Raw genomic sequence first — 24630 nt, forward strand, 5'->3', positions numbered from 1 at the left:
GGGTCGGAAAAGCGGGGAGTGGAGGCCAGCAGCAAGGACCTCTTTTCCGATGCGATGTGTTTTTTGACAGACGGGAACGCGGTGGGTGAGCCTTGGGCCGGGCTTCTTGAGCGCTTTTGGGAAAGTCTGGGCTGTCGCGTCTGTTGGACGGATGCCGCCACCCACGACGAGTTGGTGGCGAGGATCAGCCATTTTCCTCACCTGATCGCCGCCGCTGCTGCAAAGGTCAGCTTGAGGGATCCTTCTGATGCTCGTTTTGGCGGGGGAGGTCTTCGCGATACCACGCGTGTTGCGGGCGGAGATCCAGACATGTGGGCGGAGATCCTGATGGAGAATCGCACGGCGGTTTCGAGTTCGGTTTCAGATGCCATCGCGATGCTCAAAGAGATCCAGGGTGCTCTTGAGGCGGGAAACCATGAAGCGATCAAGTCGTGGCTCGAATCGGCTCACGACTTGCATCGGATGAGCCAGTCCTCGATGAAGCCCTCAGGCAAGATATCATGAGTTCCCACTTTGCCATCGCCATTGACGGACCCGCTGCCTCCGGGAAAAGCACGCTCGCCAAGGAACTCGCCAAGCGGCTGGGGCTGGTCATGGTCAATTCCGGTGCGATGTATCGGGCGGTCACTTGGAAACTCCTCGAGGACGGCGTTGATCCGGAGGATGAATCCGCCGTGGTCGAGGCCTTGCAGGGCATGAAGATTTCTTGCGGCGTGGAAGGGCTGGTTTCGACCGTGAGCATTGACGGTTTTGACCCGGGCGAGCAACTGCGTGGCGAGGAGATCAACGGAAAAGTATCGGGAGTTTCGGCGATTCCAGCGGTGAGGGACCGCTTGGTGGGTCTTCAGCGGGAGTATCTTGAAAGATTCGACCTGGTGATGGAGGGGCGCGACATCGGGACCGTGGTTTTTCCAGACACTCCCTACAAAATCTACGTGGACGCGGATGAGTCCGTGAGGGCGCAACGTCGGGTGGCGATAGGAGAAGTTGATTCGGTTTCTGATCGGGATCGGACGGATAGTGAAAGAATCACAGCGCCGCTCAAGGTGGCGGAGGGTGCGGTTGTTCTTGATACCTCAACACACACCATCGAAAGTGGAGTCCGTGCCGCCATTGATATTCTTCGCTCACAAGGACTTGAAATACGGGAAACGCAGTAGATGATGAGGTGGGTTTATTGGTCGGGATGGATGACGCTCAGGAGCGCCTTCAGGGGGCTTTTCAGTTTGCGGGTGCGCGGAAAGGAGTATTTGGTGACTGAGGGTGCGGTGCTGGTCGTATCAAATCATCAGAGCTTCCTTGATCCTCCTTTGATCGGGACGCTCTATGAGGACGAGATGTATTTTCTCGCTCGGAAGAGCCTGTTCCGCGGCTTCTTCAAGTGGCTCTACTCGCGGTGGAATGCGGTCCCGGTCGATCAGGATCGCCCGGATATGGCGAGTTTGAAGACCATCATCCGCTTGCTCAAGCAGGGGAATCGCGTGCTCGTTTTTCCGGAGGGAGCAAGGACCTTGGATGGTGAGCTCGGGGAAGCGCAACCTGGCGTGGGTTTGATTGCCTTGAAGTCAGGAGCGACCATTCAGCCGATCCGGATTCGTGGGGCCCGGCGGGCGCTGCCGCGTGGATCGGGTCGACTGCGATTGGCGCGGATCGACGTGCATGTCGGGCCGCCCATCAGAATCACCGAGGAGGAGTTGGGTGATGCCTCGGGAAAGGTCGCTTACAAACTGGTCGCCGAGCGGATGATGGAGGCCATCAGCAAGCTTTAGCTACTGCCTGTAAAGGAGACGCTTCACGGGAGAAATCCATGCGGCTCAGGCAAGTTTGAGGGTCACGGGACAATGGTCCGAGCCGAGGATCTGTGGCAGGATGTCGGCTGATGCAATGCGGTCGCTCAGGTCACGGCTCACTCCGAAGTAGTCGATCCGCCAACCGATGTTGTTCGTTCGGGCATTGGCCCGATAGCTCCACCAGGAATAGGCATCGAGCTTTTCCGGATGGATGTGTCTGAAGCTATCGATGAAGCCGCTTTCGAGCAGGCGATCAAAGCCGGCTCTTTCCTCATCGGAGAATCCGGCGCTTCCTCGGTTTTGTTTTGGTCGGGCGAGGTCGATTTCCTGATGGGCGACATTGAGGTCTCCGCAGAAGATGACGGGTTTTCCCATGCTTTCCAAGCGGCAGAGATACTCCCGAAAGGCTTCGTCCCAGGTCATCCGGTAGGCGAGACGACGCAGTTCGTTTTGTGCGTTTGGCGTGTAGACATTGACGAGTCGGAACTCGGGGAACTCCAGCGTGAGAACACGGCCCTCGGTGTCGTGCTCTTCGATACCGATCCCATGCTCGATACTGAGGGGTTCTTCTCGACTAAAGACAGCCACGCCGGAGTAGCCGGCTTTCTGGGCAGAGTTCCAGCTCGCATGGAGCCCGGCGAACTCGAGAGGGAGTTCGACCTGTTCGGGGCGGGCTTTGGTTTCCTGGAGGCAAAGGATGTCCGGAGATTCCTCCGCGACAAAATCGCCAAGGCCTTTCTTGAGGCAGGCTCGGATGCCGTTGACGTTCCAGGAGATGAGCTTCATGGCTTCGTTCTGCTTGATGAGAACGGGTTTCGCGACACAAAAAAACCGCGCGTCCTTGAGGACGCACGGCTTGTGAAGTGGAGTGGGGCAAGCTCAGCGCTTCGAGAACTGGAAGCGTTTGCGGGCACCTGGTTGACCGGGCTTTTTGCGCTCTTTCATGCGCGGGTCACGACGGAGGAAACCGTATGGCTTGAGCTCCTTGCGAAGCTCACCGTCAAAGAGAGTCAGGGCTCTGGCCACGGCCAGACGAATGGCACCTGCTTGCCCGTGAAGTCCACCACCTTTGGCAATGACTTCGATGTCGAAGCGGTTTAGCAGTTTGGCTTGCTGGAAAGGTGCAAGCACGGCGTTCTGGAGGGGCAAGGTGGCAAGATAGTCATCGAACGGGCGTCCGTTGATGGTGATGTTGCCGCTTCCTTCAGTCATCCGCACTCGGGCGGTGGCATTCTTGCGGCGTCCGGTGGCGGACAGGGATTTGGTGGCTGCGCTCATTTAGAAAAATGGGGATAATGGAGATCAGGCGACTTCGTAGACTTCAGGAGCCTGGGCTTCATGAGGATGCTCGGAGCCGGCGTAGACCTTGAGCTTGCCGAGGATGGCACGACCCAGGCGATTCTTGGGAACCATGCCGTGGACCGCACGTTCAACGAGCAGCACTGGGCGGCGCTTGCGGACCATGCGGGGGGTCTCGACCTTCTGGCCGCCAACCCAACCGGAGAAGGTGGTGTAGATCTTCTCGCTTTCCTTGTTGCCGCTCAGGCGAACTTTGTCGGCGTTGATGACGACGACGAAATCGCCGGTGTCAACGTGAGGCGTAAATATCGGCTTATGTTTTCCACGGAGGAGGCGTGCGGCTTCGACTGCAACTTGGCCGAGAATCTTATTCTCAGCGTCAATCACATACCACTTGCGCTCGATGTCAGCCGGCTTGGCAGAAAAGGTCTTCATGTTTTCGTCAGTGTTTCCGGCGTCGCTACCTTCAGGACCAAAGGCCCACGCGCGGAAGGGCGCGTAAGCTAGGTAGCAGGTATTGGGGTGTCAACCGGAAATCCCGGTCGAAATGGGTGGTTTTTTGCAGGAATCCCAGATCAGGTGATTTTTGCGGTTGAAGAGGGGTTTCGAATCGGAGAGGTTCCCGCCGGGGGCGTGTAAGAATTGGCACGGTTTCCGATTGTAATATGAGTAATGGATACAGAGGAGGTGGTGGAGGAGGCCGTCGTGGCGGTCGCCGTGGTGGTCGCCGTGGTGTGCGCGGTGCCCCGAAGACAAACAGTGTCGGAGAAGAAAAGGCAGTCGAAGTCGAGGGTACGATCACGTCGGTGCTCGCAGGAACGCAGTTTCGGGTCGAACTTCAGAGCGGTCACGAGGTGCTTGCCCATATTTCAGGCAAGATGCGTAAGCGTTTCATACGGTTGGTCGTGGGTGACCGAGTCAAGATGGAGATGTCGCCCTACGATGTCTCGAAGGCCCGGATCACGTTCCGCCTGGGCTGAGTTTCGTCCCGCTTGGCAGCTTGTCTAGCCGGCGAGCTCGATGTTTTCCAAGACCTCTTCCAGCGGTGGGAGCGGGGCTCCGTGATCTTTTCTTTCGATTTCGATGCGGCCGAATATCTCTCCCTGACGCAGGACGAATTGGTTCATTTTCATCAACTCCAGCACCGCGAGGAAGGTGACGATCACCTCCGCTTTGGTGGCGGCATCGGCGAAGAGCGAGTCGAAGGCTGCTGATTGACCTGGTTTGAAGCGGGTCAGGAGCATCTCGAGTTTGTCCGATACCGTGTAGCGGTCATCGACGATGTCACCGAGATCGTGGGACTCTTCGAAGCGCTTGAGGACGTTCTGAAAGGCGCGGATCAAATCGAAGATCGAGACCTCGGCGAGGGGTGCGGGCGTGTCGTCGACTTCCGGTTGCTCGGATTTCAAGGCGAAGCTATCTTCCTGTTCGATCTCCTTCAGGCTCAGGAAGTTCGCGGCGTCCTTGAATTTCTTGTATTCGATCAGTTGCCGGATCAGTTCCCAGCGAGGATCGTCATCTTCGGCATCCTCTTCTGGGGGTTGCTCCTGCCGGGGAAGCAAGGTTCGGCTTTTGAGATACATCAGGTTCGCCGCCATCACGATGAACTCGGCGGCGAGATCGATGTTGAGGAGACGGAAGGTTTCGATGTATTTCAGGTACTGCCCGGTGATGCGTGAGATCGAAACGTTTTGGACGTCGACCTCGTCTTTCTTGATCAAGTAGAGGAGCAGATCAAGAGGTCCTTCAAAGATCTCAAGTCGCACTTTGTATTCGGAACCTTCCACGCCCGACTGCCTAGGCCATCCTTGCATTGTCTGCGAGGGGAAATTTGGCCTCGCCTGACATTCGATCGGGAGTTGTAATCCGGCCTCCCCCGGAGGGGGTTGCTAATTCTCATGGATGCGGACCAACCACAGAACTTCAACGATCGGCTGAGTCAATGGATTGCAAGCCAGGGCTTCTGGTTTCAATTACGCTATTCGATGTCCGGCGGCGGCGGATGGTCGGTGGCGGCCTTTCACCTGATGAGGATCGTTAGCAAGATCCTGACTCTGCTGCTGATTGTTGCCATTGGTTTCGCATTCTACCTTGCGAAGCGGGTGAACTCGGAGGATTTCAGGGAAAGTTTGGGTGAGCGTTTCTCCGAAGCCATGTCGGCGCGGGAAGCCGAGATCGTGGCATTCGATCGGGTCCAAGGCGAAGGCAAGATCCGGCGGATCGGGGCCGAGGGAAGCTCGACGAGCTTTTTTCAGGTGCTTGAGGCGGGGAATTTGAATTTCAAAATGGGTTTCTTTGATGGAATCCGAGAAGAGTGGGATGCGGGCGTGATTGTTGGGAACTGGCTCGATATCCAAGTCAAGGCTGGTGCCAATTCTCCAGAAGAGGCGGCGGCGGCGGCGGAGACCTTGTTTGAGCAGCGACCCGGATTCAAGGTGCTGGGTCTGAACTTCACCAAGGCCCGTGTCACTTGGGGATTCGAGGGTCGTTTGGGTGGGATCGAAGGAAGCAAGTTTGCGGCCAATCGCGTGAGTGAGGGTTGGCGCTTCACTTTCAAGGGCGGAACCTTTTCTCAGAACTGGATCAGGGAATTCGAGATCGAGGAGATCGTCATGCTGTGCAAGCCGACGGAGTTGATCGTCGAGAAGGGCGTGCTCGTTTCGGGGGATGGCCGCATTGTCTTCGAAGGAGTCAAGGTTGTCGGTGGTGAACTGCCAAGGATCTCAGGCACCCTCGTCGTCAAGAACGTGCCGGTTGAAAGACTCCTTCCGGATGAAATGGCGACGCGGATATCGGGTAGCGTCTCCGGTGAACTGGAACTCAGTGGATCGACCAATACGAGTGCAGGTATTGCCATGGAGGGGCCAATCCGTGTCGGGGGCAGGGACTTCATCCAAATCCGGGACGAGTTTCCCATTTTGGAAGCGCTCGGCGTGGTGGATGACTTCAACGGCTACACTCGGATTGTATTCAATGAGGGCGGGTTCCATCTGAAGACCGGTGAAGGTGAGATGAAGGTCACCGATATCAGTCTCGAGGATCGTGATCAGATGGGGCTTTCCGGCCAATTGAGTGCGCGTTACCCGACCTCCGACGAGGCGGCTCGAACGATTGGAGAGAATGCCCTCCTTGAGCCTCTTGTGAGAGAGACGGACGAAGAAAAGAGAGAGACGAAGGATCTGACACTGAAGCGTGCGGCCCTGGAGAAGAAGAAGAACGATGAAGAGATGGAGAGTGATGAGCCGGACACGAAGACCCAGTTCTTCGCAGGTCTTGCAACGAAGCGGGACGAGGAACTGCTCAGAAAGGCTGCCGCCCAACGCGCGCTGGGCACACTGGTTTTTGACGGGAGCTTGGTGATGTCCATTCCCGGTGACGCCTTTGAGGGTGCCGGTATTCTTCCCGAACGCTATCCAGTGGATCCGAGTAGCGGTCGAATCCCTGTTGAAATTCCGTTGTATGGGACCATGTCCGAGTTGACCCTGCGGCAGGCGGAGGACCTTCTTCGAGACGGCAGGGCGAACCCCTGAATGGGCTTAACCGACGTCCGCGGGAGCCATGCCCATGCTGGCGTAGATCTCGCGAGTCGCGCCGCTTTTGTTTAGCGTGTAGAGGTGGATGCCATCCACATCGTGATCGAGCAATTCGACGCATTGCTGGGCCGCGTAATGCACGCCGACTTTCTCGACGGCTGCGGGATCATCGCCGGCACGATCGAGCGCACGCAGGAGTTTCGCCGGGAATCTGGCACCTGCGGCTAGTTCTGCCATCCGGCGCATGCCTTTGGTTGAGGTGACGGGCATGATGCCGGCGATCATCGGGACCTGAATGCCAGCAAGCCGACAGCGATCGCGGAAGTCGAGGAAGTCATGGTTATCGAAGAACAACTGGGTGCAGATGTAGTCCGCGCCCGCATCCACTTTGGCCTTCAGGTGATCGAGTTCAAGGAGCCGGTTCGGGGTTCCGGGGTGACCCTCGGGGAAGCCGGCGACACCGATACCGAATCCACGTTCGTCGGGATGCCGGCCGCTGTCATTGAATCGCTTGATGAATCGGACCAGATCCTCGGCGTAGGGAAAGGCGCAGTCGGACCAATCATAGTTGGGCCAGTCGCGCGGTGGATCGCCTCGCAGAGCAAGAATATTGGAGACCCCGGCCTCGGCGTATCTCGAAAGAATCGCATCGATTTCTTCTTCGCTATGGCCGACGCAGGTCAGGTGAGGCACCGGAGGAATGTCGGTAGTCTCCTTGATTCGAACGACCAAATCGTGGGTGGCATCACGGGTGGAACCACCGGCTCCATAGGTGACGGAAACAAATGAGGGATCGTAGGCCTGGAGTTCGACGATTGCTGCGTAGAGCTCATCCCAGGCAGCCGGAGACTTGGGCGGAAAGAACTCGAAGGAGAAAGAAGGGCGTCGACGGGCAAGAATGTCTTGGATGTGCATGGTCGGTGACGGGTCAAGAATCGGCCCAGATGAGCCAAACCACCAACAAAAAGCGTACCAACCACAACTTCCAGTGTGCTTCGGTGTTTTCCGAGTTGGCGGCTCAAGGAAGTCGAACTCTACTTCTCGACAATGAAACACACCCGGATCGCGATGCTTGTCCTGCTTGGAGCAGGAAATCTCTATGGCGCGCCACCAGAACGGAAAGAAGCCCGTCCACGGCAGGATTCGCCGGGCTTTGGGCGGTTTTTTTCAATGGCGGACACCAATGGCGACAAGCAGGTGTCACTGGAGGAATTTGTGGCCTTGGAGCGGATTTCGAAGATTCCTGAAGCCCAGAGCCATGAAATTTTCAAGCGCTTTGACAAGAATGGGGATGGCATGATCCAGACCCACGAAATGAAGCCTCCCCAGCGGCGTGAGGGTCGTGAGGGGCGTGATCGTCCGTTCCCACGGTTGCATGAACTCGATACGGACAAGAGTGGAAGCGTGACTTTCGAGGAGTTTTCAAGCGGACCATTTGCGGAGAAGCTTCCAGCGGAAAGACTGCGCACCTTTTTTGACAAACTCGATCGGAATGGGGACGGCGTTCTCTCTCCTAAGGACATGCCGCATGAACGCGGTGGCCCAAGAGGGCCTCGTGGTCCGCAGGGCGGGGGGCAGGAGCGTGGCATGATGTTCGAAACGCTCGATCAGAATGGGGACGGGGCGCTCAGTTTCGCAGAGTTCAGGCTTGCGCCCTGGGTCAAGGATCGGGGCGAGGACGAGCAGGAGGACCAGTTCGAAAGGATCGACAAGGATGGCAACCTGCTCATCGAAAAATCGGAATTGATGCGAGGTGGCCCGCCGGAGACGGGCGGAAAGGGCCCGAAAGGTCGCGGCCTGAAAGACCGCGATCAGACGAAAAAGGAAAGGCCGCTTCCCAGGTCAGCCGACTGATCGGCGAGTTGAGATAGCGGCGGCTCCGGGGCTCACTTGTATGAGCGGACCGATGGTTTGACCGTCTCCCACTCGAGCACTTCCTTGTGCAAGACCGGGGGGACACCCACCCCTTTGAATTCCCAAGCGGAGACGTGGCAGAAGTTTTCGTCGTCGCGTTTCGCCTCACCAGGTGAGAGATAGCCCGACTGGACTTCGGGGTCTGCCTCCGTGTACTGGTATTCCTCGCGGAAGTGACCGCCGCAGGATTCCTCCCGCTCTCGGGCATCGAGACACATCATCTCAGCAAACTCGATGAAGTCGGCGACCCGTCCGGCTTTTTCCAGCTCCATGTTGAGTGTTTCGCCGGTGCCGGTGACCTTGACGTCGCTCCAGAAAGCTTCGCGAATTTTCGGGATCTTTTCCAGAGCTTCATCGAGACCCTCGCGGGTGCGGGACATGCCGCACTTGTCCCACATGATCTGACCGAGTTCGCGGTGGAACGAGTCGACGGTCCGCTTGCCTTGGATCGAAAGAAGTTTTTTGGTCCGCTCGTTGACAGCCTCGAGGGCTTTGGTGAATTCGGGATGATCCGTGGTGACACTTCCCGGTTTCTGGGTGGCCAGATACACCGCGATGGTGCTCGGGATCACGAAGTAGCCGTCTGCCAGGCCCTGCATCAGAGCGGAGGCACCAAGGCGATTGGCGCCATGATCCGAGAAGTTCGCCTCGCCGAGAACGTGCAGCCCCGGCAGGTTGGACATCAAGTTGTAATCGACCCAAAGACCGCCCATGGTGTAGTGGACGGCCGGATAGATCATCATCGGCGTCTCGTAGGGGTTCTCACCGGCGATCTTTTCGTACATCTGGAACAGGTTGCCGTAGCGGGCGCGAATGGTGTCCTCGCCGAGGCGGGAAATCGCATCGCGGAAATCCAGATAGACTCCGAGGCCGGTCGGGGCAATGCCCAGGCCCTCGTCGCAGACTTCCTTGGCCGAGCGCGAGGAAATGTCGCGTGGCGAAAGGTTTCCAAAGGAGGGATACTTGCGCTCCAGATAATAGTCACGCTCCTCTTCGGGAACTTCCGCTGGTTTCATCTCCTTTTTCCGGAGCTTGGCGGCGGTCTCCTTCGACTTGGGAACCCAGATCCGGCCGTCGTTTCGAAGTGACTCCGACATCAGCGTCAGCTTGCTTTGATAGTCGCCGCTCACCGGAATGCAGGTCGGGTGAATCTGTGTGTAGCAGGGATTGGCGAAGTAGGCGCCCTTCTTGCATGCCCTCCACGCGGCGGTCACATTGCAGCCCATCGCATTGGTCGAAAGGAAGAAGACGTTGCCATAGCCGCCGGTCGCGAGGATCACCGTGTCGGCGGCGTGCGTGGAGATTTTCCCGGTGACAAGGTCACGGACGACGATGCCTTTGGCGTGGCCATCGACCAGCACGAGTTCGAGCATTTCCGAGCGGGGGAACATTTCGACCCCACCCTCGGCGATCTCCTTGTTCAAGGCCTGGTAGCAACCGATCAGCAGCTGCTGACCCGTCTGGCCGGCGGCGTAGAAAGTGCGCTTGACCTGGGCGCCACCGAACGAGCGATTGTCGAGCAATCCACCGTATTCGCGAGCGAAGGGAACGCCCTGAGCCACGCACTGATCGATGATGTTGTTCGAAACCTCTGCCAGCCGATAGACATTGCTTTCGCGTGAACGAAAGTCTCCGCCTTTGATGGTGTCGTAGAAAAGCCGGTAAACCGAGTCGCCGTCGTTCTGATAGTTCTTGGCGGCATTGATCCCACCCTGGGCGGCAATCGAGTGAGCTCGACGGGCACTGTCTTGGTAACAGAAGCATTTCACCTGGTAACCCAACTCGGCAAGCGAGGCGGCCGCGGCACCACCAGCGAGGCCCGATCCAACGACGATGACCTTGAATTTTCTCTTGTTGGCGGGATTGATGAGCTTCGAATCCTGCTTGTGGCTGGACCACTTCTGATCGAGCGACCCTTCTGGAACTTTTGCGTCGAGAGCTGACATGGTAATCGGGAAATTAGCGACCGAAGCCGAAAACAAGAATGGAAATGGGGATGGAAAGAAAGCCGACCAGGATGAACCATGCGTAACCGGAGCTGAGTTTATCGAGCGCTCCCGCCGTTTTCCTGGAACGCAATCCGAGGGTCTGGAACATGGACTGGACCCCGTGGCTCAGGTGGGAGCAGAGCAGTGCCATGGCGATGGCGTAAAAAAGCACGACATACCAAACGGAGAAGCCATCGATGACCATCTGCCAGGCGTTGGGTCGGACCACCATTTCGCCGTTGCGGTTGACCTCTTCAAAGTAACGGTCGTCCGTTCCGTAGGTATTGCCCACTTTGGCGGTGAAGTGCAGGAGATGGTAAACGATGAAGGCGAGGATCGTCAGTCCGCTCCAGATCATGAGACCCGACGACCGCTTCATCTGGATCGTGGCCTTGTATTCGTAGGAGTCGCGCGCCGCCCGGTTCTCCCTTGTAAGCGAGATCGTTGCTGCAATGTGGATCGCTACGATGGCGAGCATCCCGATTCGGAAGAGCCAGATCCCCATGCCGTGAAGCATGTTGTGCAGGAATTCGGCGTAGTCGTTGAACATTTCCGGTCCGGCGAAAACCAGCAGGTTTCCGACGAGGTGACCGAGAAGGAAAAAGACCAGGCCGAGCCCGGTGAGAGCGACGAGCATCTTGCGGCCGATACTGGAAGTCCAGATTCGGCAAATGGTTGGGCAACTACGGGTGGAGTCGGACATGAGACGGGGTTCGCTTGATCAATGAAGGCGACGCAAGACCTCTAGTTAGGCGAATCCCGACGCGCAAGGGGAGAGTCATCGAAGAACAGGATATGCGGCAATTGAGTCAAATGACGCCAATTCAGAAAGGTTTCGCCAGCCCGAGATAGGCGGCGATCACGCCGCAGGCGATGGCGACGGCGAGGACGACGCTTGCGGGCATCACCTTGCGCTTGGCAAGGGCGGGGCAAACGCCGAGGACCAACCAGAGTCCCAGCTTTACCATCCACCAGTACTGTCCCTCGGGCGGTTTTTTGAGCAGGGCGAAACCGACGACAAGAATCAGAACGAGCGAGACCCCATGGAGAATCGAGGCCGACTTCTTCGATGAGCCCGCCCCGAGGCAGATGGTGCCGATGGCAGCGAAAAAGCCGAATGCCCCCGCGAGGTGGAGGGTCTGGAGGAGAAATGGATTCATGGCTTGATTTGTGGCTTGAGAGCCCTCGTGGGCAAGAGAAACCCTGATTGAAACGGGGAGATTTGCCTGCTGTGACTCCGACCATTCCGTGGGGATTCAGGCCCTGGACGGGTGGACAATCCACGTCATCTTTGGATTTTCGAGAGACAAGGTTGCAGGGCTGGCGGTTTTACGGGAGAACACGCCTGCTGAATGACGGAACTTTTGATCGATCCCGCCCGCCGGAGCGGATGCCAGGAACTTGAAAAGCTTGAAGAGTTGCTGGAAACTGCGGCTCTCAGGCAACGCTCACCCATCGATGAACTGCTTGATGCGGGGATCGTTGATGAGGAGCCCTACATGCGCGAACTGGCCGCCGAGCTCGGGATGGAGTGGCTCGATTCGATTCCCGCCCCGGATGCACCGCTGCCCTTGCGCGAAGCCTGCGGGCCTCGAGTCGCCCTGCGCCATCGCTTGCTTCCCGTCGAAATCACCGGCGATGAGGAAAATCCCTGCCTGAGGCTGGCAACCTTCGATCCTTTCAATCTCGTCGCTCGCCAAGCAGTCGCCCAGGAAATCGATATTCCCGTGGAGTGGTGCATGGCCTCGCGCCGTCGGATCCACGAAGCCCTGCGGAGACTCTACGGGGTGGGAGCGGATACTTTCGAGCAGATCCTCGAAGGGCGTGACATGGACTATTCGAACATCGAGGCGTCCGACGAAGCCAACGTCATTGACGCCGATGACGATGAGGAGGCCAGCGTGGTCAAGTTCGTGAACCAGATCATTCGCGAGTCGCTCGATCAGAATGCGACGGATATTCACGTCGAGCCCCTCTCGGACAATCTGCGAATCCGCTACCGGGTTGATGGTCAGTTGATCGAGGTCACGGTTCCCGAAAACATCAAGGCCTTGCAAAGTTCGGTGATCGCCCGTTTGAAGATCATGTCGCGGCTCGACATTGCCGAGCGCCGCTTGCCTCAGGATGGCCGGATCAACCTTCAGTTCGAGGGGCAAACCATCGACGTGCGTGTCGCCACCGTGCCGACCGTGGAAGGGGAGAGCGTTTCTCTGCGTCTTCTCAACCAGCAGAAGTTCAACGTCGAAAAGCTCGGGATGGAGCCCTTCGTCCGCGACAAGATCCGCAGCCTGCTCCATTTGCCCAACGGGATCATCCTGATTACCGGACCGACGGGTTCGGGCAAGTCGACGAGCCTCTACTCTTTCCTCAGCGAGATCAACCGGCCCGACCAACGGATCGTGACGATCGAGGACCCGGTGGAAAACAAACTACCGGGAGTGATGCAGATTGCAGTCAAATCGGACATCGGTCTGACCTTTGCGACCGGCCTCCGATCGATTCTCCGGGCGGACCCGAATATCGTGATGATCGGGGAAATTCGTGACCTTGAAACGGCCGAGATCGCCATCCGTGCGTCCCTAACAGGTCACTTGGTGTTCTCGACTCTGCACACCAATGATGCGCTCGGTGGGATCAGCCGTTTGACCGACATGGGGGTGGAGCCTTTCCTCGTCTCGGCGGCCGTGCGTGCGTTCTTGGGTCAGCGATTGGTGCGGCGACTTTGTGATCATTGCAAAAAGCCACGCGATGTCAGCGACAAGGACCGCCGGGATTTGCTCATCCCCATGAATCTCGAGGGGCAGGCCTATGATGCGGTGGGTTGCGACCGCTGCCGAAATACGGGGTTTTCCGGCCGACTTGCCATTTATGAAGTCGCCGTAATCGGTGGCGAAATGCAGGAAATGATCGCTCATGGAGCGAACTCTCCGGAGATCCGGGCACGAGCGGTTCAGGATGGTTATGTGCCCATGCGCGGGTATGGGTGGTATAAAGTGATGCAGGGACTCACAACGATCGAAGAGGTCATCTCCGTGACGGCGACCGACGCTGGTGGTGCCTGATTTGCAACCTGACTACGATCATGCCGGTTTTTGCCTATAAAGCTTTGAGTGCCACTGGGGCGGTTCAGACCGGTCAGGTGGATGCGGGGGATCGCGGGGAAGCGCTTCGTCTGTTGGATCGACGGGGTCTTCAGCCTGTTAGTCTGACGCAGTCGAAAGGAGTGGTTTCGGCGAAGCCCCAGAAGGGCGATTCCAAACGAGGTCCGAAACCGGTCGCGAAGCCGGTGGCGCCTAGGAAAGAGGATTCGTCCGATGGTGGTCAGTTGAAGTTGAAGCGGGCCGAAGTGGTGTTGTTCACCGAGGAGTTGGCCGACATGCTTGGTGCGGGCTTGCAGCTGGAGCCGGCACTGAAGGCCATGGAGAATCGTCAGGAACTCGGCTCGCTGAAGGAAGTCGCTGAGGGAATTCGAACACACGTCCGGGATGGCATGAACTTCTCGCTGGCGCTGCGAAAAGTCAGCCCGAGTTTTGGTCCGCTCTACTGCTCGCTCGCGGCGGCGGGTGAGGCATCGGGTGCTTTGGATACCATTCTCCGTCGTCAGGCCCACTACCTCAAAACTCTCTCCGAGCTTCAGGCTCGCCTGATTCTGGCGATGATTTATCCGGCTTTCCTGGTTTTCGCCGGCGTTGGAGTATCCGTTGTTTTTGTCACCATTTTGATTCCACAGCTCACGCAGCTGATCGAGTCGGCACCAGGGGGCAAGCTTCCTGGACCGATCCAATTATTGGTATCGGTGAGCGATCACCTGGGAGTATATTGGTATGTGTATCTGATTCTCTTGATTGCTGCTGGTCTGTTTTTCAAGGCATGGAAGGAGAATGAAGCCAACCGTCCGACCTGGGATCGGGTCAAGTTGAAGCTGCCGATGATCGGTCCGGTGATATCGAGCCGCTTCTACGTGCAGTTTCTTGAAACGATGGCGAATCTCGTTGGCAATGGTCTGACCTTGCTGCGCGCCTTGGAGCTTTCTCGTGACGCAACGCAGAATCTCTCGCTTCGGGCCTCGCTGAACGACGTCATCGATCAGGTTGGAGACGGACGTGCCTTGTCGAAAGCCATGGTGCGAACCGGCAATTTTCCGGCGCTTCTGATCGATATGGTTTCGGTCGGTGAGCAGACGGGTAAGATCGATCTCTCCCTCAGACGTGCCGCGGAAAGGTATGACAAGGAGTTGAACAAGGACTTGAACCGCATCATGGCGCTGATCATGCCGACGATTCTGATCATCATGGCGCTCCTGATCGGAACGATGGCCTACCTGATGATCAACGCGATCTTCCAGACGATCTCGAACCTCAACGGTCGCTGAGGTCTTGAGCCGTTGTCAGTTTGAGATGCTCAAGCACTTCCTCGACCGAGTGAAGAAGGGGAGCTTGGACGGTGCTTAGTTCGGCGACAGGTCGGTATCCCCAGCTGACGAGCAGCGGGTGCATTCCAGCGTTCTCCGCGGTCTCATGATCGACGAGTGAGTCGCCGATGAAGGCAAAGGATTCGGGTTGGATCCCGATGGCTTTCGCAATCTCAAGAGCGCCGGAGGGATCGGGCTTGGGTGTCGTTCCTTCGCGGTGCCCCAAAACCTCGGCAAAGGTCCCGGATTGAAAAAGGGAAGCCACGATGTCTGAGGTGAAAGGATGCGGCTTGTTGGAAAGAACGGAGAGAGGCAGTCCATCTTTTTTTAGTTGGGCCAGCATGTCCGCAACACCGGGAAAGAGCTCGGTGCCCTGCAGCCAGGTGTCGCGGTAGTCATTCATGAAAGCTCGATTAACGGCATCGGCATCGCGATCGGGAAGAGAGTCCGGGACGCCTCGGCGACAGAGCATCCATGAACCATTGCCAATAAACGAGCGCACGGCATCAAGCTCGTGCTGTGGGTGACCATGGCTGGCAAGCGCCCGGTTCAGGGAGGCGGCAATGCCGGGCAGCGAGTCGACAAGGGTGCCGTCGAGGTCAAAAATGGCGGCTTGAATCATGGGGCGTCGTTAGGCGCTGGGCCGTCACTTGGCGACGGGAAACTTTTCTCCCCACGCGATTTGGCACTCGCGGGTCCATTGAGGTTCCTCTACTCGATGGCCGATGAAAATTGCCTTCGCCGCTGCTGCCATCTCGACCTTGTTGCTGGCAAATTGCGTCGGAGTGAGAGCGAAGAAGCACACATACACCGCGAGTAGCGGGGCGGTGGAAGTCGGTGGGGCGACGGTTGAGGTCCAGTTTCGACCCGAGGGAACGAAGGGGCCGAACATGATGCTTACTGCGATGGTGATTGGTGGTGGGTTCGCCACCTTTGATGGGCCGTTCCGATGGAGGGTGGAAGCTCTCGGTGAGATTGGAGAGCAAGAGAAACTGATCGTCCATCGGATCCGCACTCGGACCTCGAAGAGTGGCAGGGATGAGTGGTTTCCCCGTCAGCACCTCGGTTTTGAGAAGTCCTTCCGGCCGCTCAAGGGGCAGGCAGGGGTGAGTCGGGCCCGCTATGAGATCCCGGGATTACTCAAAGTGAAGCCTGAGGAGGATGGCCGGCTGGACGTGTGGATCGACCTCAGCATCGTCGGCAGGGACGCCACGGTCAGGCAAACCCTTCGCTTTGCGCTGGATCCGGACACCAAACGGGCGGATGAGGTGGTCTTCCTTCCGGTCGAGATTGTGAAGAGCATTGGGACGGAGCCGGAGGACTGGGAGGATTCGATGTGGGATTGAGCGTTGCCGAGTGGCGATTTGGGGTCTAATTTCCGCCGTGGTCGTGCTTCTTCGAGCTCTGTTGTTTTCCGGTTCCTCGCTGCTGCTATTGGCGTCGGGGGCTTCTCAGGAAGTGGTTTCGACCCCTTCAAGTCCTGTTTCTGATCTGTCCGGATCCGTGGCCTCGGCTGATGATGCGTCGATCTTCAATCGGAAGAATGCGCGGACGATCCAACTGGAGATTCCGGCACCGCGCGGTCAGATTACCGATCGCGAGGGCAACCCTTTTGCTCAGAACCGTGTGGCTTATCAACTCGCGGTTCAGTATGAGCAGTTTCCCAAGGAAGATCGAGAGGCGATCATTGCCTGGGGTCGCGATCGAGTTGAGATGGCCAAGCAGCTCTCGGCTTCGATCCGGGAGCCAAGTGATGAGGAGCTCTTTCAGCACTACCGCCATCGGCGTTGGCTGCCCTTTTACATTTCCAGCCACATCAGTGAGGAGGAAAGGGAGAAGATCGAGCCGAAGCTGACGCGTGGACTGATCCTGCAGCCGGTCTATCAGCGCTACTACCCTGAAGGGAGCGTCGCTTCCCATATCATTGGCTATACCGGTCTTGTCGGCAAGATGGAGACGGGTCCCATCAACCACCTCGAGCCATTGTGGATCGAAGGGGAGGGCCGCGCGGGCTTTGAGAAGATCTACGATGAGGAACTCAAGGGAAAGCCGGCGAGTTTGCAGATGATCTTTGATGAAAACGGGAATCGTCTTTTGCATGACCAGAAGGGCCGTCCGCGGGCTGGAGGCACCGTGGTTTCCACGCTCAACCTGAGGTGGCAGAAACGTGCGGAGAAGGTTCTCGATACGCATGCCCGACGCGGGGCGATGGTGGTGATCGATGTCGCGACAGGCGAAGTGTTGGTGATGGCTTCGAAGCCATCGTTTGATCTCAATCTGTGGATTCCGGGGATTAGTCAAAAGGACTATGATGTGTTGCGGGAGGATAGTGGAAAGCCACTCTTCGCGCGGGCGTTTCAAGGGGCCTACCCACCGGCATCCGCGTTCAAGCCTATCGTCGCTCTGGCGGCGCTGAATGAGGGAACGATTACACCGGACACCACGGTCTACTGTCCCGCTTTCATTGCATACGGGAAGCACAAACTGTGGAATTGGTCGCGTTCTCCTTACGGCGATCTCTCGGTGGTTCCGGCGATCAAGTGGTCGAACAATCCGTGGTTTGCCCAGGTGGGGAATCGAGTGGGTTCAGGGGTGTTCCTTGGACTCGCACGACGGCTTGGTTACGGGACCACGTCGGGCTTGCCACTCATTGGTGAGGAGAACGGATTGATTCCAACCGCCGAGTGGGTTCAAAAGACCTATCAACGACCAATCACCGAGGGTGATGCCGCCAACTGGTCGATTGGTCAGGGGGCCGTGCTCGCGACGCCGCTCCAAGTCGCTCAGGGGATGGCGGGCATTGCGAATGGTGGTGCCTTGCCCAAGCTGCATTTGATGATGCAGGTTCAGGATACCTACGGCCGGGTTATTCGGACCGCGCAGCCCGAACGTCGCAACTGGCTCGGCGTGGATCAGGTGGCATTGGACGCGGTCCGGGAAGGAATGCGGGAGGTCGTCGCTGGAGGCACAGGACGATCAGCCGGGCTCTCGTGGACGGAAGTATGCGGCAAGACAGGCACTGGGCAATGGGGGCCGGAGTCAAAAAATCAGGGGGTGGCATGGTTCGCGGGATTTCTGCCTTATGACCAGCCGCGCTTGGCCTTCGCTTGTCTTTATGAGGGCCGGCCCGGGCAGAAGGTCAGCGGTTCCCGCAATGCCTGTCCGATGGTGCCTGCCTTCTTCAACAGCTTCGAAGATGAGATTTCAGAGATGGTTGCCCCGGCGCCGAAGGCGGTGGTGGTGGTCGATGAACTTGAGGTTCAGGAAGACACGGAAGGGGTGTTGCGCGCCATTCCCGTGAGCCCGCTTGAGCTGGAAGAAATGTTTCCGGACGGGGGCGATGTGCCCGCGGCCTTGCCGGTTGAGCTCGATGATGAAGGAGTGCCGCGCGCCCTTCCTGTGGAGCCCGGTGAATTGGAGTGAGGACGGGCTTGGCGAAAGTTCTGCTTTCGGCGCTGGACCTGAACTGCTTCAGACCTCAAACACGGCGCGCCCCGTCACAGGTGACGGTCTGAAAAAGAATACGATTTAAACTCATGGATATCCAAATTGCAGCACTCTGTGACCACGCCGCCGACTACAACGGCAAACTTGTCGTGACAGGTGCCTTCGACACTCTTGCCGCGCGTGCCATTCCTGTCGTTCATCCGTCTTGTGCTCTTGCACTGAGGTTTTGCTTCACACAGGAAGACGTGGGACGTCACAAACTTTCGATCAACATCATCGATGAGGATGGTCAGTCGCTTGACGAAAAGAACATGCCAATCGAACCGGAGTTCGAAGTTCAGCTGCCACCCAATGTGCCTTTCCTGACAAGAAACCTGATCATGAATCTGCAAGGTCTTCGTTTCCCGACAGCAGGCATTTTCTCTGTCGACATCGGCTGCGATGGCGAACTTCAAATGAGACTTCCGCTGAGGATTGTTCAAGTGGGCGAGGGCGAAGGTCAGCCGCAGCAGTGAGCAGCAGAGCCCGATTGAGAGATGAGTAACCAGACCTTCCGCCGTTGTGCCGTGGTCACGGGTGCCTCATCCGGGCTTGGCGAGGAATTCGCCCGCCAGTTGGCTTCAAAGTGCGGCGTCATCATCCTGGTGGCCCGCCGGGCTGAACGCTTGGAGCGTCTCGCTTCGGAGCTTCGGAGCGGGAATTCGCAGTTGGAAGTCGTGGTTCATGTCGCTGACCTAACGGTTGGCACCGCCCGCGAGCATTTCATCTCGACGGTGGATGCGGCTGGCTTGAGACCCGACCTGCTGATCAACAATGCAGGCATGGGGGACTACGGCGAGTTTTCGTCGGCCGAGTGGTCGAAACTGGAATCGATGCTTCAGCTGAATATTGAAGCACTGACCCATCTAACGCATGGATTGTTGCCACTGATGAAGCGAGGTGGAGGCGGCTCGATCATCAATGTAAGTTCGCTCGCGAGTCTACTACCGATCCCGGACTTCGCGGTCTATGCCGCGACGAAGGCCTACGTGACGAGCTTTTCAGAAGCGCTCCGGATCGAACTAGCTGAGCACGGGATCGGAGTGACGGCATTGTGTCCCGGCCCGGTTCATACGGGATTTGGGGAGGTCGCGATGGGAGCCCGCCAAGAGAGTGTCTTTCCGGGTCGCGAGTTGTTCTATGTCGATGCTGCCAAGGTCGTTTCGCAAGCCCTGTCGGGGAGCAAGTCAAACCGGGCGAGGGTTTTTCCCGGGTGGCAGATTGCTGCGGCTGCGGTGATTATTTCGGCCATACCCATCGCGCTGATGCGTTTGGCCATGAGCACCCGTCCACGGCGCTGAGCTTCGGGATTTCAACAATTCCACGCCGCGAGGAAGGGATTCCCTTTCCGCTCGCTTCCAAGCCGGGTGATCGGTCCGTGTCCTGGCAGCAAAAGAAGGTCGGCGTCGCGATCGGAGACCGCGGCTTCAATCGTCTTTCTGGCGAGTTGGAAGGCGGCGGGATTCGGGCAGCCTCCGATGGACCCTGCAAAAATGGCATCGCCGACGGCGAACAATTGGATCGAGGGCCCATTGATGAAATAACCGAGTGCCCGAGGATGGTGCCCGCTGAGGTCCACCGTCCGAACTGAAAAGGGACCGATCTCAAATTGCTCGTCTGCAGCTGTTGGTTTGCAGCCTGTGAGCTCCGCAGGTGAGTGAATCGAAGCCATTTTCGGAGCCACCGAGGCAGCGCCTCCGATGTGGTCGCGATGCCCGTGGGTAATGAGAAGGTGGCTGGTCAGCGGTCGGGACTTTTCCAACTCCGACAAAAGATCCCCGGGGCCGGATCCGGTGTCGATGATGAGGCGGGTCTCTTCGGACTCAATGAGCCAGACGTTGACTTCTTCATCCTCAAACGGAAGGGAAAGGCGGATCAAGCCATCAGGAGGGGAGACATCGGGTTGATACTCGGGAAGGCGGCACAGCGCGGATGCATCGAGATCAAGAATCGGTGCCAAGCGAGCGACGACGGTGTTTGAATAGTTCTCTGCAAAAAGTGAGGAGAGTTCGTCAGAGGTGATCCCTGCTCGTCGGGCAAGCTCGTCCGGGCTGATCCCCAGTCCGATCATGGCCTTGCGGACGACATCCGAAACGGTGTTGTAGAGTGACATGGCTTAGCTGAGTTCGCAGGCGAGGCGGATGGCATGAATCATTGAGCCGGCTTGGGCGCTCCCCTTGCCGGCAATGTCGAATGCGGTTCCGTGGTCCGGACTGGTCCGGGGCTTGGACAGACCGAGCGTGATGTTCACGGCGGTATCGAAATCCAGCAATTTCAGCGGAATCAGACCTTGATCATGGTACATCGCCAGTACGGCCTGATAACGGCCCGCAGCCGCATCACGGAATACGGCGTCGGGAACATGGGGGCCACTGAAGACACCGGGGAAGATGGCGGCCAGCTCGTCGATGGCAGGCTGGATGATTCGGGATTCCTCGTCACCAAACTTGCCCCCTTCACCGGCATGGGGATTGAGGCCACAAACGGCGATCTGACTCGAGCTGCCGAAACGACGCTCCACGAAGCCAGCCAACAGGCATCCGATCGAAACGATGCTCTCCTTGTTCAGGGTGGCCACTGCCTCACGAAGCGAAAGATGGATGCTCGCCAAGCCAACGGTTAGAGTGTCTCCGGAGAGACACATGCCGTAGCTCTCGGCACCCAGCAGGTCAGCAAAATACTCGGTCTGACCGGGGAATGGAAAGCCGACCGATTCAAGCTGAGCCTTTGAGACGGGACCTGTTACCACGGCGGCGACGTCCTTTTCATCGCGCAGTCTCTCGCCGGCAAGCAGCAGCGCCCGCAAGGACTCTTGCGCCGATGCGGTGTCGGGTTTGCCTGGGATTCCCTGACTACGGTCGCCGAGGACTTCGAAATCAAAGCCGGAGGGAAGCTTGCCTGATGCGAGGGCTTTATCGACCACTTCAGGACCGATGCCCGCTGGATCTCCCAGAGTGATCAGGATGCGAGGCTTGGGCATGTTTCAAGGCCGCTTATTTGATCTTGATGTCGATCAGGGCCTTCTTCCGGAGGTCCTCGATCCAGGCCTCGTAGCGTGCGGAAGTCTTCTTTGCGCGCACCCTTTCATCCATCAGTTTCTTGACGTCGTTGAATGGCGGTGCCGGACCTTTCTTGATGGATTCTACCTCGGCGATGGTAAAGCCAGCACTGTCCTCGAGGGGACCGAGGATCTTGCCGGGTTCAGCATCGAAAAGAATGGCGGCAAACTCAGGTGACAAATCAGGCCGCGGGACGTTTTCCTGCAATCCACCGTTATCAGCGAAGGCGTCCTTGGAGTGCTTCACCGCCAGCTCTCCGAAGTCCGCTCCATTGCGGATCTCGTCTGCCAAGGTCTCGGCCAGGGTGAGTTGGGTTTCCGGTGTGGCCAGTGGGTTGGCGGGGTCGAGACGGGGCAGGAAAATCTTCCGGTAAGTGATCGAGTCCTTGGAGGTGTCACGCAAGGAATCCTTGGACTCGGCATACTCTTTGCTGACCTCACCCGGAAGTGGTGGAGGCGCGTCCTTGAACTTCTCGCCACGCATGGCTTGGACGATGAGCTTCTCGCGAGTCATGTTGCGATAGCTGCCCATCCCCATTTGAGCTTTGGAGAGTTCCTCACGGAACTTGGCGCTATCGCCGTTGTAGAGGGTTTGGATCTGACGATCGATTTCCTGATCCACAACACGATCAGGAAGATTGGCTCCCTTGGCCTCCATCTTCTTGAATTCAGCCATGATCAACTGCCGGTCAATGAGCTCGTCAAGAATCTGGTCCCGCGACTCATTGAGGCGACGATCAAACTCAGGCCCACGACGTGGAAACTCGGCCATTAGCTGTCCGATGACGGGCGAAAGCATGACTCCGACTTCTTTTGCGGTGATGGGCAGACCGTTCACCGTGGCGGCGATTCGGTTCACCTCCACCATGCCGGATGGAATCGCCGATGGAGTGCCGGTTTCCGCTTCGCTGATCGCGATGGCGGATGGGATTTCAGGCTCTTGAGCGAGAAGGGCGGTCGGAAGGAGGAGGGAAAGAATCCAAGAGCTTTTCATTGGCGACAGGGTCTGGATGGATGTTCAACGCAGGACGATCGATTGCAAGCGGCGAAAATCGGCGATTCCGATGCGGGTGCAAGAAAAACCCCCGTGCCGTCGCTGCGGCACAGGGGTGGGATAGTCAATTCGAGGGAAACCTATTCCGGACGGACGGCGTCTGCAGCCTTTTCGAGGCCGTCGGCTGCCTTCTCGGCAGCGGCGTCAGCCGCATCTTTCACAGCCTTCTCGGCGTCTTCAGCCGCCTTTTTGGTAGCATCGACCGCGTCGCTTGCGGCATCCTTGGTAGCATCGACTGCATCTCCGGTCGCTTCCTTGGTGGCTTCGACCGCATCACCTGCGGCTTTCTTGGTGGCCTCAGCGGCATCGCTCATGCCTTCCTTGGCGCTCTCCGCCATTTCCTCGGTCTTTTCGGCAGCCTCGTCCATTTTCTTTTCAGCGTCAGCTTTTTGCGACTCGGAACAGGCGGTAAAGGCGAAAGGCAGGATGGCGAGCAGGGCGTAGTGGTAGTTCTTCATGGGACTTATGTGGTTGGTTGCGCGGAGTTTCGTAAAAGTACTGACGCGAGTCAACTACTAGCACGTTCAGTTTGCATGGTAAAATATTGAGGACACGGCTATACCCCGGCTAGAAAGTCTCACGCCGCCACTTTGGAAACTGTATCCGTGCAATGTCCCACCTGTTTTGAGTGGTTTGAAGTCGCCATGCCGGGACCGGACGAACTGCCCACCGAAATCGACTACGATTGCGAGATTTGCTGTCGGCCGATGCTGATCGTCTTCGATTCCGATGGCGGCTGGGCGAAGGGCCTTGGTGATTAGACCGTTTCCGTATTGCGGTGAGCGTGCAAAGCTGTCATACCACCGCCCGATGCTTCGCTGTTTCCAGGGTTTCGTGCTTCTTTTTCTCGCTTCACTCCTCAGTTCCTGTGGCAGCGAAGACGGGGTGGCGGAGTCCGCGACACCGCCTCCGCGAAACGGCTTCGAGCAAAAGAGTGGCGAACTCTTTGATGACGATTCGGACAAGATGATTGGCCGTTACGCCAAGACGAATCCGATGATGCAGAATGGTGGCGACAAGCCGGCCGAAGAGTCGGCAGTAGGAGAGAACCGCTTTTTTGAGGGAGAACTGGCCAAGCGGGAATTTGCCGCCAAGGACTACACGAAGAAATCATTCTGGGGCAGCAAGGACTACGCCAAGCAGGTCTATGGAGGAAATACCGACGGCAGTCGTTTCCAACAAGGCTCACGCTTTGATTCTCAAGGGGCACCGGAAGGTGGGCTGACTTCCGCGCAGTCTGGCAGCCGCTACGCAACCACCCAGCAAGTGACCGGAGCGGCTCGCGAAGCGGGGAACGCCAACATTTCCAAAGTCTCAGACGCCAAAACTGATGCGCGCAGGGAGTCTTACCGTCAGCCTGAGATCAGGGACTGGCGGGAACAGCGGGGGCTGACCATCGATGACACCCGCAGCATGCTCGGGCGAAGCGATTGATCACCGGGGAACGGTGTTCGTCAGGACCTTCTTCAGCTCCGTCCACTTGATGGGTTTGCCCTCAAGGAAAGAGCTTTGGTTGGCAATCAACTGGATTGACGAAAAACCCGCGGGAAATCGTTCGCGCATGAAGCCGGCAAGGCTGCGTGTCGGAGAGCTTTCTTCGCGGATAATCAGATCCGGAATTTTCAGATGAATCGCACGAGTCCACTCCCGGACCCAATCCGCTTCGGAGTTGCGACGACTATCGTAGCTGAAAAGGAGGCCGACCTCGCCAAGGTTCTGTCGAGTGTCAAAAGAGATGTGGATGACCTCGTCCTTGCGCCTGAGAGCGTCGGCGGCGCGCTGGGTGAAGGTATCCAGATAATATCGTTTCTGGCGCTCATCGAGGCGCTGTCGCTGCTCCGGCGTGAGCTTCATCGCGAATCGGCTCCAGCGGGTATCGTCTTCCGGGTGCTTTGAGAGGTCGACAAGCAGACGGCTGACATCGGCATGAAGGAGTTGAGCATGGAGCTTGGAGGCCACGCCTTGGGCGAGATTGAGAGCGCCGGGTGACCAACCCTCTGCAGAGGTGATCTGTTCCTCGTTGCCCTTCATGTCGGCCCGATGCCATTCGGGCACGGTGCAGACAGCCGTTTCACAGGTGGGGATGAAAACTCGCAT

Annotated in this window: 28 protein-coding genes; 14 read left to right on the forward strand and 14 right to left on the reverse strand. The window is 57.8% G+C overall.

Annotation, left to right across the window (positions count from 1 at the left end):
- From WBG04_RS08165 to WBG04_RS08175, 3 genes are all read left to right on the forward strand, one after another.
- Nucleotides 1–504: prephenate dehydrogenase (locus WBG04_RS08165; protein WP_424313914.1), on the forward strand; the 504-nt coding region annotated here is incomplete at its 5' end.
- Entirely contained in the window at nucleotides 501–1160 is a 660-nt protein-coding gene (cmk, locus tag WBG04_RS08170) for a (d)CMP kinase (protein WP_424313915.1), read from the forward strand. The genes WBG04_RS08165 and cmk, both read left to right, overlap by 4 nt.
- Before the next feature lie 30 nt (nucleotides 1161–1190).
- A complete protein-coding gene (locus WBG04_RS08175; protein WP_424313916.1) occupies nucleotides 1191–1769 on the forward strand; it encodes a lysophospholipid acyltransferase family protein in 579 nt (192 codons plus the stop codon).
- A gap of 45 nt (nucleotides 1770–1814) precedes the next feature.
- On the opposite strand, the gene WBG04_RS08180 is transcribed toward WBG04_RS08175, so the two are convergent.
- The 3 genes from WBG04_RS08180 to rplM form a co-directional block, all read right to left on the reverse strand.
- Nucleotides 1815–2576 carry an exodeoxyribonuclease III gene (locus WBG04_RS08180; protein ID WP_424313917.1) on the reverse strand — a complete coding sequence of 254 codons (762 nt, stop codon included), beginning with the start codon at nucleotides 2574–2576 and terminating at the stop codon, nucleotides 1815–1817.
- A gap of 93 nt (nucleotides 2577–2669) precedes the next feature.
- Nucleotides 2670–3068 (reverse strand): 30S ribosomal protein S9, encoded by a 399-nt coding sequence (gene rpsI, locus WBG04_RS08185; RefSeq protein ID WP_424313918.1) that lies wholly within the window; start codon nucleotides 3066–3068, stop codon nucleotides 2670–2672.
- Between the two features lie 24 nt (nucleotides 3069–3092).
- The gene (gene rplM / locus WBG04_RS08190) at nucleotides 3093–3524 is read right to left on the reverse strand and encodes a 50S ribosomal protein L13 (RefSeq protein ID WP_424313919.1); all 432 of its coding nucleotides are present in this window, start codon (nucleotides 3522–3524) and stop codon (nucleotides 3093–3095) included.
- A gap of 230 nt (nucleotides 3525–3754) precedes the next feature.
- On the opposite strand from rplM, the gene infA reads away from it, so the two are divergent.
- Nucleotides 3755–4069: a translation initiation factor IF-1 gene (gene infA, locus WBG04_RS08195; protein ID WP_424313920.1), complete on the forward strand. Its 315-nt coding sequence runs from the start codon at nucleotides 3755–3757 to the stop codon at nucleotides 4067–4069.
- A gap of 24 nt (nucleotides 4070–4093) precedes the next feature.
- Here infA and WBG04_RS08200 read toward each other — a convergent pair whose 3' ends face one another.
- Nucleotides 4094–4876 carry a segregation and condensation protein A gene (locus tag WBG04_RS08200; RefSeq protein WP_424313921.1) on the reverse strand — a complete coding sequence of 261 codons (783 nt, stop codon included), beginning with the start codon at nucleotides 4874–4876 and terminating at the stop codon, nucleotides 4094–4096.
- A 111-nt stretch (nucleotides 4877–4987) separates the two neighbouring features.
- On the opposite strand from WBG04_RS08200, the gene WBG04_RS08205 reads away from it, so the two are divergent.
- On the forward strand, nucleotides 4988–6619 hold the full coding sequence (locus WBG04_RS08205; RefSeq protein WP_424313922.1) for a hypothetical protein: 1632 nt from the start codon (nucleotides 4988–4990) through the stop codon (nucleotides 6617–6619).
- 6 nt (nucleotides 6620–6625) lie between these two features.
- Here the strand turns inward: WBG04_RS08205 and metF are convergent, their stop codons facing one another.
- On the reverse strand, nucleotides 6626–7537 hold the full coding sequence (metF, locus tag WBG04_RS08210) for a methylenetetrahydrofolate reductase [NAD(P)H] (RefSeq protein ID WP_424313923.1): 912 nt from the start codon (nucleotides 7535–7537) through the stop codon (nucleotides 6626–6628).
- A gap of 75 nt (nucleotides 7538–7612) precedes the next feature.
- Here metF and WBG04_RS08215 point away from each other — a divergent pair, with 75 nt between their 5' ends.
- Nucleotides 7613–8476 carry an EF-hand domain-containing protein gene (locus WBG04_RS08215; protein ID WP_424313924.1) on the forward strand — a complete coding sequence of 288 codons (864 nt, stop codon included), beginning with the start codon at nucleotides 7613–7615 and terminating at the stop codon, nucleotides 8474–8476.
- A 32-nt stretch (nucleotides 8477–8508) separates the two neighbouring features.
- Here WBG04_RS08215 and WBG04_RS08220 read toward each other — a convergent pair whose 3' ends face one another.
- From WBG04_RS08220 to WBG04_RS08230, 3 genes are all read right to left on the reverse strand, one after another.
- Entirely contained in the window at nucleotides 8509–10482 is a 1974-nt protein-coding gene (locus WBG04_RS08220; protein ID WP_424313925.1) for a fumarate reductase/succinate dehydrogenase flavoprotein subunit, read from the reverse strand.
- A 13-nt stretch (nucleotides 10483–10495) separates the two neighbouring features.
- Nucleotides 10496–11227 carry a succinate dehydrogenase cytochrome b subunit gene (locus WBG04_RS08225; protein WP_424313926.1) on the reverse strand — a complete coding sequence of 244 codons (732 nt, stop codon included), beginning with the start codon at nucleotides 11225–11227 and terminating at the stop codon, nucleotides 10496–10498.
- A 121-nt stretch (nucleotides 11228–11348) separates the two neighbouring features.
- Nucleotides 11349–11684: a hypothetical protein gene (locus WBG04_RS08230; protein WP_424313927.1), complete on the reverse strand. Its 336-nt coding sequence runs from the start codon at nucleotides 11682–11684 to the stop codon at nucleotides 11349–11351.
- 192 nt (nucleotides 11685–11876) lie between these two features.
- On the opposite strand from WBG04_RS08230, the gene WBG04_RS08235 reads away from it, so the two are divergent.
- Both WBG04_RS08235 and WBG04_RS08240 read left to right on the forward strand, forming a co-directional pair.
- Nucleotides 11877–13586, forward strand: a complete 1710-nt coding sequence (locus WBG04_RS08235; protein ID WP_424313928.1) for a GspE/PulE family protein — start codon at nucleotides 11877–11879, stop codon at nucleotides 13584–13586.
- A 20-nt stretch (nucleotides 13587–13606) separates the two neighbouring features.
- Nucleotides 13607–14896, forward strand: coding sequence for a type II secretion system F family protein (locus WBG04_RS08240; RefSeq protein WP_424313929.1), 1290 nt, complete (start codon nucleotides 13607–13609; stop codon nucleotides 14894–14896).
- Here WBG04_RS08240 and WBG04_RS08245 read toward each other — a convergent pair.
- Nucleotides 14883–15557, reverse strand: a complete 675-nt coding sequence (locus WBG04_RS08245; RefSeq protein ID WP_424313930.1) for an HAD family hydrolase — start codon at nucleotides 15555–15557, stop codon at nucleotides 14883–14885. The genes WBG04_RS08240 and WBG04_RS08245 overlap by 14 nt on opposite strands.
- Nucleotides 15558–15660: 103 nt before the next feature.
- Between WBG04_RS08245 and WBG04_RS08250 the strand changes: the two genes are divergently transcribed.
- The 4 genes from WBG04_RS08250 to WBG04_RS08265 all read left to right on the forward strand — a co-directional run bounded on the left by WBG04_RS08250 (nucleotide 15661) and on the right by WBG04_RS08265 (nucleotide 19722).
- Nucleotides 15661–16281 carry a hypothetical protein gene (locus WBG04_RS08250; protein WP_424313931.1) on the forward strand — a complete coding sequence of 207 codons (621 nt, stop codon included), beginning with the start codon at nucleotides 15661–15663 and terminating at the stop codon, nucleotides 16279–16281.
- A gap of 157 nt (nucleotides 16282–16438) precedes the next feature.
- Entirely contained in the window at nucleotides 16439–18358 is a 1920-nt protein-coding gene (locus WBG04_RS08255) for a penicillin-binding transpeptidase domain-containing protein (RefSeq protein ID WP_424313932.1), read from the forward strand.
- A gap of 113 nt (nucleotides 18359–18471) precedes the next feature.
- Nucleotides 18472–18897: a DUF6941 family protein gene (locus WBG04_RS08260; protein WP_424313933.1), complete on the forward strand. Its 426-nt coding sequence runs from the start codon at nucleotides 18472–18474 to the stop codon at nucleotides 18895–18897.
- A 21-nt stretch (nucleotides 18898–18918) separates the two neighbouring features.
- Nucleotides 18919–19722 (forward strand): SDR family NAD(P)-dependent oxidoreductase, encoded by an 804-nt coding sequence (locus tag WBG04_RS08265; protein ID WP_424313934.1) that lies wholly within the window; start codon nucleotides 18919–18921, stop codon nucleotides 19720–19722.
- A gap of 11 nt (nucleotides 19723–19733) precedes the next feature.
- Here WBG04_RS08265 and WBG04_RS08270 read toward each other — a convergent pair whose 3' ends face one another.
- From WBG04_RS08270 to WBG04_RS08285, 4 genes are all read right to left on the reverse strand, one after another.
- Nucleotides 19734–20534 (reverse strand): MBL fold metallo-hydrolase, encoded by an 801-nt coding sequence (locus WBG04_RS08270; protein ID WP_424313935.1) that lies wholly within the window; start codon nucleotides 20532–20534, stop codon nucleotides 19734–19736.
- 3 nt (nucleotides 20535–20537) lie between these two features.
- Nucleotides 20538–21401 carry a PdxA family dehydrogenase gene (locus WBG04_RS08275; RefSeq protein WP_424313936.1) on the reverse strand — a complete coding sequence of 288 codons (864 nt, stop codon included), beginning with the start codon at nucleotides 21399–21401 and terminating at the stop codon, nucleotides 20538–20540.
- 13 nt (nucleotides 21402–21414) lie between these two features.
- Nucleotides 21415–22473, reverse strand: a complete 1059-nt coding sequence (locus WBG04_RS08280; RefSeq protein ID WP_424313937.1) for a peptidylprolyl isomerase — start codon at nucleotides 22471–22473, stop codon at nucleotides 21415–21417.
- A 140-nt stretch (nucleotides 22474–22613) separates the two neighbouring features.
- On the reverse strand, nucleotides 22614–22991 hold the full coding sequence (locus WBG04_RS08285; protein WP_424313938.1) for a hypothetical protein: 378 nt from the start codon (nucleotides 22989–22991) through the stop codon (nucleotides 22614–22616).
- A gap of 147 nt (nucleotides 22992–23138) precedes the next feature.
- On the opposite strand from WBG04_RS08285, the gene WBG04_RS08290 reads away from it, so the two are divergent.
- Entirely contained in the window at nucleotides 23139–23294 is a 156-nt protein-coding gene (locus WBG04_RS08290; protein ID WP_424313939.1) for a CPXCG motif-containing cysteine-rich protein, read from the forward strand.
- Nucleotides 23295–23343: 49 nt separating this feature from the next.
- Complete coding sequence (locus tag WBG04_RS08295) at nucleotides 23344–23967, forward strand: hypothetical protein (protein ID WP_424313940.1); 624 nt, start codon at nucleotides 23344–23346, stop codon at nucleotides 23965–23967.
- On the opposite strand, the gene WBG04_RS08300 is transcribed toward WBG04_RS08295, so the two are convergent.
- A complete protein-coding gene (locus WBG04_RS08300) occupies nucleotides 23968–24630 on the reverse strand; it encodes a hypothetical protein (protein WP_424313941.1) in 663 nt (220 codons plus the stop codon). It lies immediately after the preceding gene.

Source organism: Haloferula sp., assembly GCF_049672945.1.
Classification (GTDB): Bacteria; Verrucomicrobiota; Verrucomicrobiia; order Verrucomicrobiales; family Akkermansiaceae; genus Haloferula.

Excerpts from the sequence above, each read along its gene's own strand:
- WBG04_RS08285 (WP_424313938.1), bottom strand. The coding sequence starts at position 22,991 with ATGAAGAACTACCACTACGCCCTGCTCGCCATCCTGCCTTTCGCCTTT.
- WBG04_RS08235 (WP_424313928.1), top strand. The coding sequence starts at position 11,877 with ATGACGGAACTTTTGATCGATCCCGCCCGCCGGAGCGGATGCCAGGAA.
- WBG04_RS08175 (WP_424313916.1), top strand. The coding sequence starts at position 1,191 with ATGACGCTCAGGAGCGCCTTCAGGGGGCTTTTCAGTTTGCGGGTGCGC.
- WBG04_RS08240 (WP_424313929.1), top strand. The coding sequence starts at position 13,607 with ATGCCGGTTTTTGCCTATAAAGCTTTGAGTGCCACTGGGGCGGTTCAG.
- WBG04_RS08225 (WP_424313926.1), bottom strand. The coding sequence starts at position 11,227 with ATGTCCGACTCCACCCGTAGTTGCCCAACCATTTGCCGAATCTGGACT.
- WBG04_RS08220 (WP_424313925.1), bottom strand. The coding sequence starts at position 10,482 with ATGTCAGCTCTCGACGCAAAAGTTCCAGAAGGGTCGCTCGATCAGAAG.
- infA (WP_424313920.1), top strand. The coding sequence starts at position 3,755 with ATGAGTAATGGATACAGAGGAGGTGGTGGAGGAGGCCGTCGTGGCGGT.
- WBG04_RS08300 (WP_424313941.1), bottom strand. The coding sequence starts at position 24,630 with ATGCGAGTTTTCATCCCCACCTGTGAAACGGCTGTCTGCACCGTGCCC.
- WBG04_RS08295 (WP_424313940.1), top strand. The coding sequence starts at position 23,344 with ATGCTTCGCTGTTTCCAGGGTTTCGTGCTTCTTTTTCTCGCTTCACTC.
- cmk (WP_424313915.1), top strand. The coding sequence starts at position 501 with ATGAGTTCCCACTTTGCCATCGCCATTGACGGACCCGCTGCCTCCGGG.
- WBG04_RS08280 (WP_424313937.1), bottom strand. The coding sequence starts at position 22,473 with ATGAAAAGCTCTTGGATTCTTTCCCTCCTCCTTCCGACCGCCCTTCTC.
- WBG04_RS08265 (WP_424313934.1), top strand. The coding sequence starts at position 18,919 with ATGAGTAACCAGACCTTCCGCCGTTGTGCCGTGGTCACGGGTGCCTCA.
- rpsI (WP_424313918.1), bottom strand. The coding sequence starts at position 3,068 with ATGAGCGCAGCCACCAAATCCCTGTCCGCCACCGGACGCCGCAAGAAT.
- WBG04_RS08260 (WP_424313933.1), top strand. The coding sequence starts at position 18,472 with ATGGATATCCAAATTGCAGCACTCTGTGACCACGCCGCCGACTACAAC.
- WBG04_RS08230 (WP_424313927.1), bottom strand. The coding sequence starts at position 11,684 with ATGAATCCATTTCTCCTCCAGACCCTCCACCTCGCGGGGGCATTCGGC.
- WBG04_RS08180 (WP_424313917.1), bottom strand. The coding sequence starts at position 2,576 with ATGAAGCTCATCTCCTGGAACGTCAACGGCATCCGAGCCTGCCTCAAG.
- metF (WP_424313923.1), bottom strand. The coding sequence starts at position 7,537 with ATGCACATCCAAGACATTCTTGCCCGTCGACGCCCTTCTTTCTCCTTC.
- WBG04_RS08270 (WP_424313935.1), bottom strand. The coding sequence starts at position 20,534 with ATGTCACTCTACAACACCGTTTCGGATGTCGTCCGCAAGGCCATGATC.
- rplM (WP_424313919.1), bottom strand. The coding sequence starts at position 3,524 with ATGAAGACCTTTTCTGCCAAGCCGGCTGACATCGAGCGCAAGTGGTAT.
- WBG04_RS08245 (WP_424313930.1), bottom strand. The coding sequence starts at position 15,557 with ATGATTCAAGCCGCCATTTTTGACCTCGACGGCACCCTTGTCGACTCG.
- WBG04_RS08250 (WP_424313931.1), top strand. The coding sequence starts at position 15,661 with ATGAAAATTGCCTTCGCCGCTGCTGCCATCTCGACCTTGTTGCTGGCA.
- WBG04_RS08275 (WP_424313936.1), bottom strand. The coding sequence starts at position 21,401 with ATGCCCAAGCCTCGCATCCTGATCACTCTGGGAGATCCAGCGGGCATC.
- WBG04_RS08205 (WP_424313922.1), top strand. The coding sequence starts at position 4,988 with ATGGATGCGGACCAACCACAGAACTTCAACGATCGGCTGAGTCAATGG.